This is a genomic window from Cognatishimia sp. MH4019 (assembly GCF_020177595.1).
Taxonomy (GTDB): domain Bacteria; phylum Pseudomonadota; class Alphaproteobacteria; order Rhodobacterales; family Rhodobacteraceae; genus JAHTBL01.
The window spans coordinates 244,669-257,803 of record NZ_JAHTBL010000002.1; the positions used below are offsets into that span (position 1 = coordinate 244,669).

The window sequence follows — 13,135 nt, forward strand, 5'->3', positions numbered from 1 at the left end:
TAGAGACTGAATGTTAACAGTCTATTCCTCTTTGGGAAACAATCCTGACAATGCGCCAGCGCGCAATGCAGGCGGCTCTGCTTGCTGCTCGACCACCGGCGAGCGGCTGTCGCTGCGAATGTCTGCAGCCAGATCGCGGATCATCCGCAAGCCCGTCTGCGCGCTGAGCGGTTCAGCCTCATAACCGCGCACGGTCAGGCTGACCAAACGCCCACCCGCTGCGATCAAACCACGCCAATAGCTTTCCTCCAACGCGCCGACCGGTGCTTCGGCTTCGGCCACGCGGACAAAAAACGCGCCCTGCCGGCTGTCAGTCTGCAAGATCGACACGGCCCCCCCCGCCACTCGTGGCCAACAAACCGCGGCCTTCGGCGCTTGTCACGAAGGCCTCAAGTTCTTCGGCAGAGGCCGCCGGAAGCGCGCCACGCGTTGCAGATACAGTGATCAAAGCCACGGTGCGGGGCCATTCGATCCCCGGCACTTTCAAAGCCGCGCAAGGGGCGAGCACGACGAAGTTGCCACCCAGCCCGTTGCGCCTTGAACTGGTGTCTACGCAATAGCCGTCAGGTGTTGCGATGCGAACGGTCTCGGCCAGAACGGTCTCGCGGATGGCAGGCGGGCCATCATCGCCCGGCACCGTGCCGTCCAGAAAGCCCAGCGCCGTTGGCCCGCCTTCACAAGCGGCCAGCGCTGCCAGAAACGTAAGGCCTGCGCAAAACCGTTTGAGCTTAGATATCCGCATAGACGTGCCGCTCGTCCTTACCTCCGGGATGGGTGACCGCGCCGTTCTTGGTGTTGCCCACCAGTTGCGCATATTTCCACAGCGCGCCGGACGCATAGATCGTCTCGCGCGGGCCTTTCCAGTCGGCTTTGCGGGCCTCAAGTTCTTCGTCGGTCAGATCAACCGATAGCTCACCCTTGATCGCATCCAGCGTGATGATGTCGCCGTCCTTCAGCATCCCAATCGGCCCACCATGGGCCGCTTCCGGCCCCACATGGCCGACACAGAATCCGCGTGTTGCGCCGGAAAAACGACCATCGGTGATCAGCGCGACCTTCTTGCCCATGCCTTGGCCCGACAGCGCCGCGGTTGTCGCCAACATCTCGCGCATGCCGGGACCACCGGCTGGGCCTTCGTTGCGGATGACCAGCACTTCGCCTTCCTCATACTCGCGTTTCTGCACAGCGGCAAAGGCATCTTCTTCGCACTCAAAGACACGCGCCGGACCAACGAAGCGCTGATGCTGCGCCTCCATGCCCGCCACTTTCACGATGGCCCCTTCCGGCGCCAGATTGCCCTCAAGCCCGACAACACCGCCGGTTTTCGTCAGCGGCGCATCGATGGAATAGATCACCTTGCCGTCAGCTTCGCCCGTAACGCGGTCGATCTCTTCGCCGATGGAATAGCCCGTCGCGGTCATGCAATCCTCATGGATCAGACCCGCCTTGCGCAGCTCTTTCATCACAACCGGCACGCCACCGGCCTCATAGAGGTCCTTGGCCACATACTGACCACCGGGCTTGAGATCGACGAAATAGGGCGTGTCGCGGAAAATCTCGCAGACATCGGCAAGATCAAAATCAATTCCGGCCTCATGGGCAATCGCAGGCAGATGCAAGCCAGCATTGGTAGAGCCGCCGGTGCACGCCACGATCCGTGCCGCATTCTCAAGGCTTTGACGCGTCACGATATCGCGCGCGCGAATGTTCTTGGCGATCAGGTTCATAACAGCCTCACCGGATGCCACCGAATACTGGTCGCGGCTTTCATAAGGCGCGGGCGCGCCCGAAGAATTCGGCAATGCCAAACCAATCGCCTCTGACACACAGGCCATCGTGTTGGCCGTGAACTGACCACCACACGCGCCTGCCGACGGGCACGCGACCCGCTCAAGCACAGCCAGCTGCTCGTCCGAATAATTCCCGGCCTGATGCTGACCCACAGCCTCGAACACGTCCTGAACGGTTACGTCCTTACCTTCCAGACGGCCCGGCAGAATCGACCCGCCATAGATGAAGACCGACGGCGTGTTCAAACGCACCATCGCCATCATCATGCCCGGCAAGGATTTGTCACAGCCCGCAAGCCCCACAACCGCGTCATAAGAATGCCCGCGCATCGTCAGCTCGACCGTGTCAGCAATCGCCTCCCGCGAGGCCAGCGACGACCGCATGCCCTCATGACCCATGGCAATACCATCGGTAACCGTGATCGTGGTAAACTCGCGCGGCGTGCCACCGCCCGACTTCACGCCCAGCTTCACGGCCTGCGCCTGACGGTTCAGCGCGATATTACAAGGGGCTGCCTCGTTCCAACAGGTTGCGACGCCCACAAACGGTTGCGCAATTTCCTCTTCGCTCAGACCCATCGCATAATAGTAAGACCGGTGCGGCGCGCGCTGCGGGCCTTCGGTGACGTGGCGGCTGGGAAGACGGGATTTGTCAAACTTGCTCATGTGGGTCGGGCCTCCGGAAAATCAGTTGTTTGTGGATAAGCAACCCAGCCTTTTTTCACAAGCGCGTTCCCGCGCCGCCTTTCACCAAAAATTAAGGTTAATGGCCCCCCTTCTTTTGTCTCCAAATACCTCCGGGGGGCTGCGCAGCAGCGGGGGCAGAGCCCCCTCCGACCTCGTCTTTTTCGCGCCAAGGGGTGCGCTTGGCCGCAAAACACCCTACGTGACCCGAATGCGTTACGCCCCATACGAGACCCTCATCACCCCCGCCCGCGCCCGGCCCGAGCTTTGGCGCATCGCCGCAGGCGTGATCGTGGCGCTGGTAGTCTACGTCCTGCTATTGATGAGCTACGGTCTGAGCATCGACCGGATAAGCGGCGCCCCGGACACGTTTGTCGAGATGATCGACGGCTCCAGCCCCGCCGATACGATGGGCTTTCTGCTGACCTTCCTTTTCATGATCGCAGGCACGCTCACCGCTGCGATCCTGCTGCACGGGCGGGGCCTGCTGTCTTTGCTTGGCCCGCTGCCCTATTTTGCCCGCGATGGGCTGCGCGCGATGGCGGCCTTGATCGCGCTTTATGCAGTCGTCACCCTGCTGCCGCCCTACGTGATGGAGGATCTGACCCCCAATCTTGAGGTCTCCGCCTGGCTGATCTTGCTGCCGATCTCGCTGACCCTCGTGCTGATCCAGGTCAGCGCCGAAGAAATTTTCTTCCGCGGCTACCTGCAAAGCCAGCTTGCGGCGCGCTTTGCCTCTCCGGTGATCTGGATCGTGCTGCCAAGCGTGCTTTTTGGCGCGCTGCATTACAGCTCTGCCGATTATGGCGACGCGGCATGGCTGGTGGCGCTTTGGGCGACAGCCTTTGGCATCTTCGCGGCTGATCTGACGGCACGTACCGGCACACTGGGCCCGGCCATTGCGCTGCATTTCGTAAACAACGTCTCGGCGCTGCTTTTCATGTCGCTCGACGGCCCTTTGTCGGGGCTGGCGCTTTACACGTTGCAGATTGACGTGAACGACCCGCAAGTCATCATGCCGCTTCTGTGGGTGGATGCCACGATGATGGTTGTCAGCTGGATTGCGGTGCGTCTGGCCTTACGCGTCTGATTGCATTTCCTCAAAACGCGGCTTATCTGAGGTCAACCTGATAGTCGTCCGAGGCCCAGATGAACTGGATTTCCAACTACGTTCGCCCGAAAATCAACTCGCTCTTTTCCCGGCGCGAAGTGCCTGAGAACCTTTGGACGAAATGCGATGATTGCGGCACCATGCTGTTTCACCGTGAGCTTTCCGACAATCTGAACGTCTGCACCAATTGCGGGCATCACATGGCGATCACGCCCAGGGATCGCTTCACGGCCCTTTTCGACGGCGGCGTCTTTGCCGAAATTTCCGTGCCGGAACCCATCGCCGACCCGCTGCATTTTCGCGATCAGAAGAAATATCCCGACCGGATGCGCGCTGCGCAGAAATCCACCGGCGAAAAAGAAGCGATGCTGGTGGCCGAAGGCGAGATCGGGCGCACGCCCATTGTCGCCGCCTGTCAGGACTTCAGCTTCATGGGCGGCTCCATGGGGATGTTCGTGGGCAATGCGATCATCGCGGCCGCCGAACGCGCGACAGAACTGGGCCGACCGCTCATCCTCTTTTCCGCGGCCGGTGGCGCGCGCATGCAGGAGGGTATTCTCAGCCTCATGCAAATGCCGCGCACAACCGTGGCTCTGCAACTGCTGAAAGAGGCGGGCCTGCCCTATATCGTCGTGTTGACGCATCCGACCACTGGCGGTGTGACCGCGTCCTACGCGATGCTGGGCGACGTGCATATCGCAGAGCCGAACGCGCTCATTTGCTTTGCAGGCCCACGCGTGATCGAACAGACCATCCGTGAAAAACTGCCCGAGGGGTTCCAGCGCGCAGAATACCTGCTGGATCACGGCATGCTCGACCGTGTGACGAAGCGTACCGAGTTGCGTAACGAGCTGATCACAATCACCCGGATGCTGATGAAAAAGCCGCCGCGCGTGGTGGGCGATCTGCCGCCGCCTGATCCCACAGCCGTCCAGACCGCGACCGAAGCTGCGCCGCAAGAGACCGCTAAGGAATGAGCCTGCCCGGCTCGGACGTCATCCTACAACGGATGATGGCGCTTCACCCCAAAATCATCGATCTGACGCTGGACCGTGTCTGGCGCTTGCTGGCCGCGTTGGATCATCCCGAAAAGGCGTTGCCGCCGGTCATTCACATTGCGGGCACCAATGGCAAGGGCTCGACCCTCGCGATGATCCGCGCGGGGCTGGAAGGCGCGGGAGTGACCTGTCACGCCTACACGTCGCCCCATCTGGCGCGGTTTCATGAACGTATTCGCGTGGCGGGCAAACTGATCGACGAAGGCGCGCTCAGCGCGGTTCTGGATGAATGCTATACGGCCAATAATGGCGAAAACATCACCTATTTCGAGATCACGACGATTGCCGCCTTTCTGGCGTTCTCGCGCGTCTCTGCTGACTTCACCTTGATGGAGGTGGGCCTTGGTGGACGGCTCGATGCGACCAACGTCTTCGACGCCCCCGCCGTCACTGTGATCACGCCCGTCGACATGGATCACCAGCAGTTTCTGGGCGACACCCTGCCCGAGATTGCAGGCGAAAAAGCCGGGATCATCAAGCGCGGCGTGCCATGTGTCGTCGGCCCCCAGCATGACGCCGCGATGGACGTGATCGAAGCCCGCGCAGCCCGCTTGGGCGCGCCGCTGATGGCGTATGGCCAGCAGTGGCATGTCTGGGAGGAACGCGGGCGTCTGATTTATCAGGATGAAACCGGCCTTCTGGATTTGCCATTGCCTGCCCTGATCGGCGCGCATCAGATCAAAAACGCAGGGGCCGCCATCGCCACCTTGCGGGTACTGCAAAAAGGCGATGCGGAACGCGCAATGACCGACGCCACATGGCCCGCCCGGATGCAGCGCCTGCGCAGCGGTCCTTTGGTGGAGGCCGCAGGCAGCGCCGAACTTTGGCTCGATGGCGGCCATAACCCCGCCGCAGGGGACGCGCTGGCCGAGGTTCTGGCAGGCCTGCCAAAGCGGCCCACTCACCTGATCTGCGGGATGCTCAACACCAAAGACATCGCGGGATATCTGCGTCCGTTGGCAGCACAGGCCGAACAGTTGATCGCGGTGTCGATCCCCGGCGAGGCCAATACCCTTCCGGCAGACGACACCGCAAAAGCCGCGCGCAGCGTTGGCCTTACCGCCACAACAGCGCCCAACGTCGCAGACGCGGTCACCAGGATCACCGAAAGCACGCCTCATGCGCGCATATTGATTTGCGGATCGCTTTACCTTGCGGGTGCCATTTTGCGCGAAAACCACTGAATTTCCGGCCCTTAGCCGGGAGCCGAATCAGTTTTTATTGACGTTGCGGCCCCGGACCCCTTAAACGAGAAGCAGCAGCATAGGTAAGCGTTATCGGGCGCCCAAGACGCCCACATAAAGCGCAGCCTGAACTGAGGTGAAGGGATGCCGGGAGACGGGCGGTGCCGATAGGGGCCGAGCCAAAACCGGCTTAGGCAGCATGACACAAAGCGCGCTTTCAAAACATCAGATCATTGCGCTTGCCGCCGTTTTCGGGATTTGCGTCTCGACATTGTTGCTTCTGGCCCCCGGCAGCCAGCTAGACGACACGACCCAAGCGGGTGTGGCGCGGTCCGAGACGCCAGCCGCGTTGACCACTGGCAGCGTGAACCTGTCCTCTGCCGACTTGCGCAAAATCGGCGCGTCCGATGATCCGTCCGGCGCCACGCGTCAGGTCTATGCGCTGGATCGCCCGTCATCGGGCGTTCTTGTGACGCTCGGAACTGCCCATCTGGATGCGGCCTCTGTCTCAGGCACGACCAAGGTCGCGCCGCCGCCCAGCGCTCCGAAATTTGTTGCAGCGCCGACGCCTGCGCCTGAACCAACCCCCGCCCCCTCCATCGTGGTCGAGCCGGTTCTGGCGGACCCTCTGGTGCAAGAGCCTGTTCAGATCGCAACTCCTGCGCCCAAACCAGCCCGCGCCGAGGAGCTTGTGACCGCCACCGCCCCTGTCTTTGAAAGCGATGAAGAGCTGATCGATACCGCGATCCTGTTTGGCGAGATGACCAGCAGCAGCAACAGCGAGCCCCGCGTCTACACTGTTGTGGCCGGCGATAGCCTCGCCTCTATCGCGCAGCGCTTTTATGGCACGCCAGACGCCGCCATACGTATCTTTGAGGCCAACCGCGCCACGTTGCGCGCGCCCGAAAGCATCTTGGTCGGTCAGGCGCTGCTCTTGCCCTGAGCTGTCCAATCGGCGCTTTGCATTTCCCGTAACCGGCTGGCCGTGCGTTCAAATTCGAACGTGCCTTCGCCTTCCAAGTATAGCATTTCTGGCGTCGCCTCGGCAGAACAGATCAGCCGAACATGCGCCTCGTAAAGCGCGTCGATCAGGGTGACAAAGCGCTTGGCCTCGTTGAAGTTCGACCGGCTTAGGCAGGGGATGTTCTCCAATACCAGCACCTTTACCTTGTCGGCCAGTTCCAGATAGTCCGCCGCGCCCAGGGGCTTGCCACATAGATCAAAAAAGGTCGTGCGCGCGACGCCATTTCGGAACGCTGGCAGCACCACATCGCGCCCGTTCACATGCAGCGTCAGCGGCGTGCTTTCGCCCCCGGTGAGGTCTTGCCAAACCGTATTGATCTGGGCACGCGCCTCGGCGTTGATTGGCGTGAAATAGATGGGCGAGCCTTCGAGCCGATGCTGGCGGTAATCGGTTTCGGATTCCAGTTCCCAAACCTGCATCCGCTCTTTCAGAAGGTCGATGAAGGGCAGAAACAGCTCCCGGTTCAGACCGTCTTTATACAGATCATCCGGCACCCGGTTGGATGTTGTCACAACAACAACGCCCGCCTCGAACAATTGCTCGAACAGCCGCCCCACAATCATCGCGTCAGTGATGTCGGTGATCTGCATCTCGTCAAAGGCCAGCAACCGCACCTCGTCGATGATCGCCTTGGCCACCGGCACGATGGCATCATCGACACCGGTTTTGCGGGCCTCGGTCATGCCGCGATGCACCTCTTGCATAAAGGCGTGAAAATGCACACGGCGCGCCGGCACTTCGAGGGTTTCGACAAACAAATCCATCAGCATCGACTTGCCGCGTCCAACGCCGCCCCACAGGTAAAGTCCTTTGATCGGTTCAGGCGCTTTGCGAAAGAGCCCCTTCTTGACCGGCTTTGCCAATTCAGCCCGAATTCGCTCCAGCTCGGCCAATGCGGCGTGTTGCACCGGATCAGCTCTCAGCAGCCCAGCCGCAACCCGTTCTTCATAAAGTTTAACCACGTTCATGAGACTGCTCTACCGCAGGGCGGGCGACACATAAATATGTCTTAACTGTCGCATCACGATTTCGCATTTGACCGAAGAGCGGGGGGCGATCACAGTCAGCGCCATGCAAGTCAAAGCCCCCCTTATCACCCCCGTTCTGATCGCGGGCTGTGTCATCATGATGATCAGCTTCGCCGTCCGCGCGTCATTCGGCGTCTTCCAGATCCCCATTGCGGAGGAGTTCTTCTGGCTGCGCTCCGAGTTCTCCCTCGCCATCGCGATCCAAAACCTGGCCTGGGGCATCGGCCAGCCGATCTTCGGTGCGATTGCGGAAAAGCTGACCGACCGTAAAGCAATCATCTTTGGTGCGCTGATCTATGCGGCAGGGCTTGTGCTGTCGTCCATGGCGGTCACGCCAGAGGCGCATCAGCTTTACAATATCCTGATCGGGTTCGGCATCGCAGGCACCGGCTTCGGCGTAATTCTCGCCGTCGTGGGCCGCGCTGCATCAGACGAGAACCGCTCCATGGCGTTGGCGATCGCGACAGCGGCTGGCTCGGCCGGGCAAGTGATCGGCGCACCAACCGCCGAATGGCTGATGACCATGATGAGCTGGCAGATGGTGTTCGTGACCTTCGCGGGCATCATCCTTGCCTCGCTCTTGATGCTACCCATGATGCGCGCACCGGTCGTGGCAAACAAAACCGAGCTTGAAGAAACCTTTGGCGAGGTGCTGACCAAAGCCTTCAAGGACCCGTCCTTCACGCTGATCTTCCTTGGGTTCTTCTCTTGCGGCTATCAGTTGGCTTTCATCACCGCCCATTTCCCCGCCTTCGTGACAGAGCTTTGCGGCCCTATCGCGCCCGGCGGCATCCTGCACAGTGTCGGCGTCACCACGACCTCTGCCCTTGGCGCGGTCGCCATTGCGCTGATCGGTCTGGCCAATATCGCGGGCACGCTGCTGGCCGGGTGGGCGGGCAAACGCTATTCCAAGAAATACCTTCTGGCGGGCATCTATACAGGCCGCACGATTATCGCCGCGCTGTTCATCATGTTCCCGATCACGCCAACTTCGGTGATCCTCTTCTCGCTGGCCATGGGCGCTTTGTGGCTGGCGACCGTGCCGCTCACATCGGGCCTCGTCGCGCATATCTACGGGCTGCGCTATATGGGGACGCTCTATGGGATTGTCTTCTTTAGCCACCAGTTGGGCAGCTTCCTGGGCGTGTGGCTGGGCGGGCGTCTTTACGACATCTATGGCGACTACACTGCGGTCTGGTGGGTCGGCGTTGCTGTTGGCGCGTTCTCTGCCGTGGTGCATCTGCCCATCAAAGAGCGTGTCTTGCCCGCCGCGCGCGCTGCTGCCTGATGGCGCATGAGAACACGGTTATGCTCTCAGTGAACCTTGATGGAGAGACCGTCTGCGTCGACATCTTCCAGCGCCCGGATGGGAGCTTCGGCTTTGACGAGTTTCGCCGCGACCCCGAGGATATGCGCGGTTGGTTCAGCATCGGCTATCATGGCGACAAACGGTTCGAGACGGCGGAAGACGCTTTGAATAGCGCCAAGGATACCGTTGGCTGGCTTGATGCTGATGTCAGCCTTCCCGCAAGACCTCGGTGATAAACGCGCTGACCTCCTCAGGATGGGTAAACGGCAGCGCATGACCTGCGCCGTCAATCACGTCTTGCCGGGCAACCCGGTTCCATTGCGCCATCGTGCCAAGCGCCTGTATTGGAATGACGTTGTCATCCCTTCCCCAGATCGCGAGCACGGGAATGTCGTTGCGACTGACCGCGCGGTGCTCTTCCTCTAGCCTTTCGGCCAACATGCCACGTTGCGACGACAGCACCGCAGGGAGCAACCCTTTGTCGTCCAACGCCTTGACCTGAACCTTGCCAATCTCATCGACCAGCGGATCGCCTGTGCCACGCAGAATACCCTGACGCAGCCGCCACGGACCCAGCGCCAACATCAGCCAATCGCCAATGATCGGCGTGTCGCGCGCGAACTCGGCCAGCTTGCCGGGGGCCATCTCGACCCCTGCGGGTGCAAGCAGGATCATGCGTCGCACGCGGTCCGGCTCTGCTGCGGCAAAGCACGTCGCGATAGAGCCGCCCATGGAATAGCCCATCAGGATCAGATCGTCCTCCAGCCCCTGATCGGCGAGCAGATCGCGCAGTTGCGTCAAAAAGAACGCACGTGTCTGATCCCCCGCCGCGCGGTCAGAAAAGCCGCGTCCGTAAAGATCGTAAGTCAGGGTGCGAAAACCCAGCGCGGATAACCCCGGAATAAGCGCTTTCCACACGATAGAGGGCGTCGTCAGCCCGTGGATGGCGACGATAACCGGCCCACGGGTGGGACCGTGCCATTGGTAATGCGTCACCCCTTGAGACAGGCGCACGAATTCTCCCGGCGCAGCCTGCCGGCGCGCCTTCGTCATGGGTTTCCGAACATTTTCACGCAACCATGGCGCCGATAAAATAAGCGCCAAAACAAGGAGCCAGCCCACTAGCGTGCCCTCCATGCCTCTAGAATATATCGGCTCGTCATCAAATCCAGATGCGCGCCACCGCCGTTCTTAAACAGCGTAATTTCGTCAGTATTAAGGCGTTTGAACTGCTCTGGCTGATAGTAATCGGCCAGGATATCCACCTCGGAAATGGTATTTGCCTCAAGCGGGATCTTGATCTCACCGATATGGCCAAGGGTCGTGTCACGGCTGTCCACAAAGATGCGCGCGCGCTGGAGGCAAGCATCATCTGCCTCCCGCATATCGGGGCGATAGGCACCGATCAGGTCGATATGCTGACCCGGTTGCAACCAGTCGCCGTGCAGAATGGGCTGCGTGCTCATGGTGGCGCAGGTCACGATATCGGCGGCGCGGACCGCTGCCTCAAGATCGGAGGCGACGGTCACATTCGGATAGGCGGCAGCGAGCGCCTCAGCCCCCGCAGGCGAGCGGTTCCAGACGGTGAACTGCGCATCGGGAAAGAGCGCGCCATACGCCTCACGCAGGGAATGCGCGACGGTTCCAGCCCCGACGATCAGGATGTTGCGGCTGTCGGGGCGGGCCAGTTGCGTGGCGGCGAAAACGCTATCTCCGGCGGTCTTCCACTTGGTGACCAGATGGAAGTCGATCACCGCCTCCAGCACGCCTGTCTCATCGGAAAAGAGCGTCACCGCCCCGTTGATACTCGACAGCCCCTGCGCGGCGTTCCCCGGAAAGATCGTCGCTGTTTTGACCAGTTGGCCCATCCCGTCGATCCATGCGGCACGCGACAGGACCGTGTCGTCGCCACGATAGAGGAAACTGTCTTCGATGCTGGCTTTCGGACGGGTATGGCCATGCAAGAACGCCTGCCCAAGGCCGTCCCATGTCATCAGCGCCTCGCCCTCGGCGAAAGAGATGAAGGGCGGTGTCACGTGGCCTCTGCCTCGGTCAGCAAGCCCTCTTGGATCAAGCGATCTGCCCAACCTTTGGGACCATTGAAGAGATGCGTTTTCCAGCCACGCCCGTCGGCTTGAGCGATATTGTCATAGCGATCGTCAGCAAAAAGCAGGCTGCCGGGCGCATGGCCGCAATCGTCTTCGACCATCTGATAGATCAGCGGATCAGGTTTGATGACGGCCATGTGCCCAGAGATATAGCGCTTTTCAAACTCGCCTAGAAACGGATATTTCGTCTCGGCATAGGCGAAGCTCTCGATGCCGAAATTGCTGAGCGCATAGACCGGCACGCCTTTGGTGCGAAGCGCGCGTAGAAGCCGGATGGAGTGATCAATCGGCGGTGTCGCCAACTCGATCCAGTTGTCATGCCACATGCGGATTTCATCGCGCCATGCAGGCGTGGCGTCCGCCGTTTCGTAGATCACATCGGTGAAATTCTCACCCCGATCCACGCGGTCGTTCATGCCGTGCAAATCGACCTCGGCAAACATTGCCTTGCGGCGATCATAGCCGATGACGCGGTCATAATAGCGCTCGGGCTGCCATTCGATCAGCACATTGCCGATGTCGAAAATCACCGCGTTCACTGTCATCTGCTACCCCTTGGCCGCTTTGCGCAGCTCCGTTTCCAACGCGCTCAGAAAACGAGAGCGGTCGGCCTTTGTAAAGCCTTTGCCGCCGCCACCGCCTTGGTTCAACGGGTTCGCGGCGCGCAAATCGGCCATCAGGTCGCGCATGGCGAGGATCTGACCAATGTTGGCCTGCGTGAAGCGCTCGCCATCATGCTTGAGAACCTGTGCGCCGCCCTCGATACATTTGGCGGCCAGCGGGATATCGGCGGTCACGACCACGTCCCCCACCGTCGCGCGGTCGGCGATCCACATATCGGCCACGTCGGGGCCGTCTGGCACGACAACCGTTTCAACCAGCGGGTTCTGCGAGGGGCGGATGCCGCCGTTTGACACCACGAACACCTTGACGCCGTGGCGCGTCGCGACGCGCTCCACCTCGGCCTTCACGGGGCAGGCGTCGGCATCCACATAGATCATGCGTAAAGCGCGTCTGCGTGGAAGGCGATATGCTCTTCTATGAAGGTCGAGACGAAGAAATAGCTGTGATCGTAGCCCGGTTGCAGACGGATCGTGGCTTGCTGACGGCGCATCGCGATGGCGGTGGCAAGGCTTTCGGTCTTCAGCAAATCCCCGAACTGATCGTTGGTGCCCGTGTCGATCAATATCGGCCCGTCAAAGCCCGCCTTTTGCATCAGAAGGGTCGCGTCATGCGGCTCCCACGCGTTTTCCTGTTCGCCCAGATAGGCCGTCAGCTGTTTCCGACCCCAGTCGGATGCGGTGGGGTTACAGATCGGCGCAAAGGCCGAGACGGAGCGGAAATGCCCAGGCAGCCCCATCGCCATTGTCAGCGCGCCATGGCCGCCCATGGAATGCCCCATGATCGACTGGCGTTCCGGATCAATAGCGAAATTCGCGTCAATCAGGTTGGGCAACTCGTCCGTCACATAATCCCACATCTTGAAATGCTTGGCCCACGGCTCTTGCGTGGCATTCACATAGAAGCCAGCGCCTTGGCCCAGATCATAGGCGTCATCATCCGCTACGCTGTCGCCGCGCGGGGATGTGTCGGGAAAGACCAGCGCAATCCCGTGCTCTGCCGCCCAGCATTGCGCGCCCGCCTTGACCATTGCATTTTCGTGCGTGCAGGTCAGACCCGACAGATACCAGAGAACCGGCACCGGCCCGTCCTCGGCCTCCTCAGGCAGAAACAGACCGAATGTCATATCGGTGGAGGTCGCTTTCGACGCATGTGCGTAGACGCCTTGCACGCCGCCAAAACAAGCATTCTCGGATACGGTTTTCATCTGCGTGTCTC

General features: G+C 60.8%; 15 protein-coding genes. 6 read left to right on the plus strand and 9 right to left on the minus strand.

The window, feature by feature from the left end:
* Positions 1–21: 21 nt before the first annotated feature.
* The 3 genes from KUW67_RS04440 to ilvD are packed head-to-tail and all read right to left on the minus strand — an operon-like array spanning position 22 to position 2,456.
* Positions 22–330 (minus strand): hypothetical protein, encoded by a 309-nt coding sequence (locus KUW67_RS04440; protein WP_224824074.1) that lies wholly within the window; start codon positions 328–330, stop codon positions 22–24.
* Entirely contained in the window at positions 311–742 is a 432-nt protein-coding gene (locus tag KUW67_RS04445) for a hypothetical protein (protein ID WP_224824075.1), read from the minus strand. The genes KUW67_RS04440 and KUW67_RS04445 overlap by 20 nt, the downstream gene beginning before the upstream one ends.
* Positions 729–2,456: a dihydroxy-acid dehydratase gene (gene ilvD / locus KUW67_RS04450; protein WP_224824076.1), complete on the minus strand. Its 1,728-nt coding sequence runs from the start codon at positions 2,454–2,456 to the stop codon at positions 729–731. Before ilvD ends, KUW67_RS04445 begins: the two co-directional genes overlap by 14 nt.
* A 229-nt stretch (positions 2,457–2,685) precedes the next feature.
* Here ilvD and KUW67_RS04455 point away from each other — a divergent pair, with 229 nt between their 5' ends.
* The 4 genes from KUW67_RS04455 (at position 2,686) to KUW67_RS04470 (ending at position 6,770) form a co-directional block, all read left to right on the plus strand.
* On the plus strand, positions 2,686–3,564 hold the full coding sequence (locus tag KUW67_RS04455; RefSeq protein WP_224824077.1) for a CPBP family intramembrane glutamic endopeptidase: 879 nt from the start codon (positions 2,686–2,688) through the stop codon (positions 3,562–3,564).
* A gap of 59 nt (positions 3,565–3,623) precedes the next feature.
* Complete coding sequence (gene accD / locus KUW67_RS04460) at positions 3,624–4,562, plus strand: acetyl-CoA carboxylase, carboxyltransferase subunit beta (RefSeq protein WP_224824078.1); 939 nt, start codon at positions 3,624–3,626, stop codon at positions 4,560–4,562.
* The gene (locus KUW67_RS04465) at positions 4,559–5,827 is read left to right on the plus strand and encodes a folylpolyglutamate synthase/dihydrofolate synthase family protein (RefSeq protein WP_224824079.1); all 1,269 of its coding nucleotides are present in this window, start codon (positions 4,559–4,561) and stop codon (positions 5,825–5,827) included. The genes accD and KUW67_RS04465 overlap by 4 nt, the downstream gene beginning before the upstream one ends.
* A 199-nt stretch (positions 5,828–6,026) precedes the next feature.
* A complete protein-coding gene (locus KUW67_RS04470; RefSeq protein ID WP_224824080.1) occupies positions 6,027–6,770 on the plus strand; it encodes a LysM peptidoglycan-binding domain-containing protein in 744 nt (247 codons plus the stop codon).
* Here KUW67_RS04470 and zapE read toward each other — a convergent pair.
* Entirely contained in the window at positions 6,749–7,819 is a 1,071-nt protein-coding gene (gene zapE, locus KUW67_RS04475) for a cell division protein ZapE (RefSeq protein WP_224824081.1), read from the minus strand. The genes KUW67_RS04470 and zapE overlap by 22 nt on opposite strands.
* 103 nt (positions 7,820–7,922) lie before the next feature.
* Between zapE and KUW67_RS04480 the strand changes: the two genes are divergently transcribed.
* A complete protein-coding gene (locus KUW67_RS04480; RefSeq protein ID WP_224824082.1) occupies positions 7,923–9,167 on the plus strand; it encodes an MFS transporter in 1,245 nt (414 codons plus the stop codon).
* Positions 9,167–9,421, plus strand: coding sequence for a hypothetical protein (locus KUW67_RS04485; protein WP_224824083.1), 255 nt, complete (start codon positions 9,167–9,169; stop codon positions 9,419–9,421). The genes KUW67_RS04480 and KUW67_RS04485 overlap by 1 nt, the downstream gene beginning before the upstream one ends.
* On the opposite strand, the gene KUW67_RS04490 is transcribed toward KUW67_RS04485, so the two are convergent.
* From KUW67_RS04490 to fghA, 5 genes are all read right to left on the minus strand, one after another.
* Positions 9,396–10,241: an alpha/beta fold hydrolase gene (locus KUW67_RS04490; protein WP_224824084.1), complete on the minus strand. Its 846-nt coding sequence runs from the start codon at positions 10,239–10,241 to the stop codon at positions 9,396–9,398. The two genes, KUW67_RS04485 and KUW67_RS04490, sit on opposite strands and share 26 nt — an antisense overlap.
* A 68-nt stretch (positions 10,242–10,309) precedes the next feature.
* Positions 10,310–11,182, minus strand: coding sequence for an ornithine cyclodeaminase family protein (locus KUW67_RS04495; RefSeq protein WP_255596726.1), 873 nt, complete (start codon positions 11,180–11,182; stop codon positions 10,310–10,312).
* A 38-nt stretch (positions 11,183–11,220) separates the two neighbouring features.
* Positions 11,221–11,841, minus strand: coding sequence for an HAD family phosphatase (locus tag KUW67_RS04500; protein ID WP_224824086.1), 621 nt, complete (start codon positions 11,839–11,841; stop codon positions 11,221–11,223).
* A gap of 3 nt (positions 11,842–11,844) precedes the next feature.
* A complete protein-coding gene (locus tag KUW67_RS04505; protein ID WP_224824087.1) occupies positions 11,845–12,297 on the minus strand; it encodes a YaiI/YqxD family protein in 453 nt (150 codons plus the stop codon).
* Positions 12,294–13,124 carry an S-formylglutathione hydrolase gene (fghA, locus tag KUW67_RS04510; RefSeq protein ID WP_224824088.1) on the minus strand — a complete coding sequence of 277 codons (831 nt, stop codon included), beginning with the start codon at positions 13,122–13,124 and terminating at the stop codon, positions 12,294–12,296. The genes KUW67_RS04505 and fghA overlap by 4 nt, the downstream gene beginning before the upstream one ends.
* Between the last annotated feature and the right edge of the window lie 11 nt (positions 13,125–13,135).

Coding starts and splice junctions, on each gene's coding strand:
- KUW67_RS04490 (WP_224824084.1), bottom strand. CDS start 10,241: ATGACGAAGGCGCGCCGGCAGGCTGCGCCGGGAGAATTCGTGCGCCTG.
- KUW67_RS04465 (WP_224824079.1), top strand. CDS start 4,559: ATGAGCCTGCCCGGCTCGGACGTCATCCTACAACGGATGATGGCGCTT.
- KUW67_RS04480 (WP_224824082.1), top strand. CDS start 7,923: ATGCAAGTCAAAGCCCCCCTTATCACCCCCGTTCTGATCGCGGGCTGT.
- ilvD (WP_224824076.1), bottom strand. CDS start 2,456: ATGAGCAAGTTTGACAAATCCCGTCTTCCCAGCCGCCACGTCACCGAA.
- KUW67_RS04485 (WP_224824083.1), top strand. CDS start 9,167: ATGGCGCATGAGAACACGGTTATGCTCTCAGTGAACCTTGATGGAGAG.
- KUW67_RS04505 (WP_224824087.1), bottom strand. CDS start 12,297: ATGATCTATGTGGATGCCGACGCCTGCCCCGTGAAGGCCGAGGTGGAG.
- KUW67_RS04455 (WP_224824077.1), top strand. CDS start 2,686: ATGCGTTACGCCCCATACGAGACCCTCATCACCCCCGCCCGCGCCCGG.
- zapE (WP_224824081.1), bottom strand. CDS start 7,819: ATGAACGTGGTTAAACTTTATGAAGAACGGGTTGCGGCTGGGCTGCTG.
- KUW67_RS04495 (WP_255596726.1), bottom strand. CDS start 11,182: ATGACATGGGACGGCCTTGGGCAGGCGTTCTTGCATGGCCATACCCGT.
- KUW67_RS04470 (WP_224824080.1), top strand. CDS start 6,027: ATGACACAAAGCGCGCTTTCAAAACATCAGATCATTGCGCTTGCCGCC.
- KUW67_RS04500 (WP_224824086.1), bottom strand. CDS start 11,841: ATGACAGTGAACGCGGTGATTTTCGACATCGGCAATGTGCTGATCGAA.
- accD (WP_224824078.1), top strand. CDS start 3,624: ATGAACTGGATTTCCAACTACGTTCGCCCGAAAATCAACTCGCTCTTT.
- KUW67_RS04445 (WP_224824075.1), bottom strand. CDS start 742: ATGCGGATATCTAAGCTCAAACGGTTTTGCGCAGGCCTTACGTTTCTG.
- fghA (WP_224824088.1), bottom strand. CDS start 13,124: ATGAAAACCGTATCCGAGAATGCTTGTTTTGGCGGCGTGCAAGGCGTC.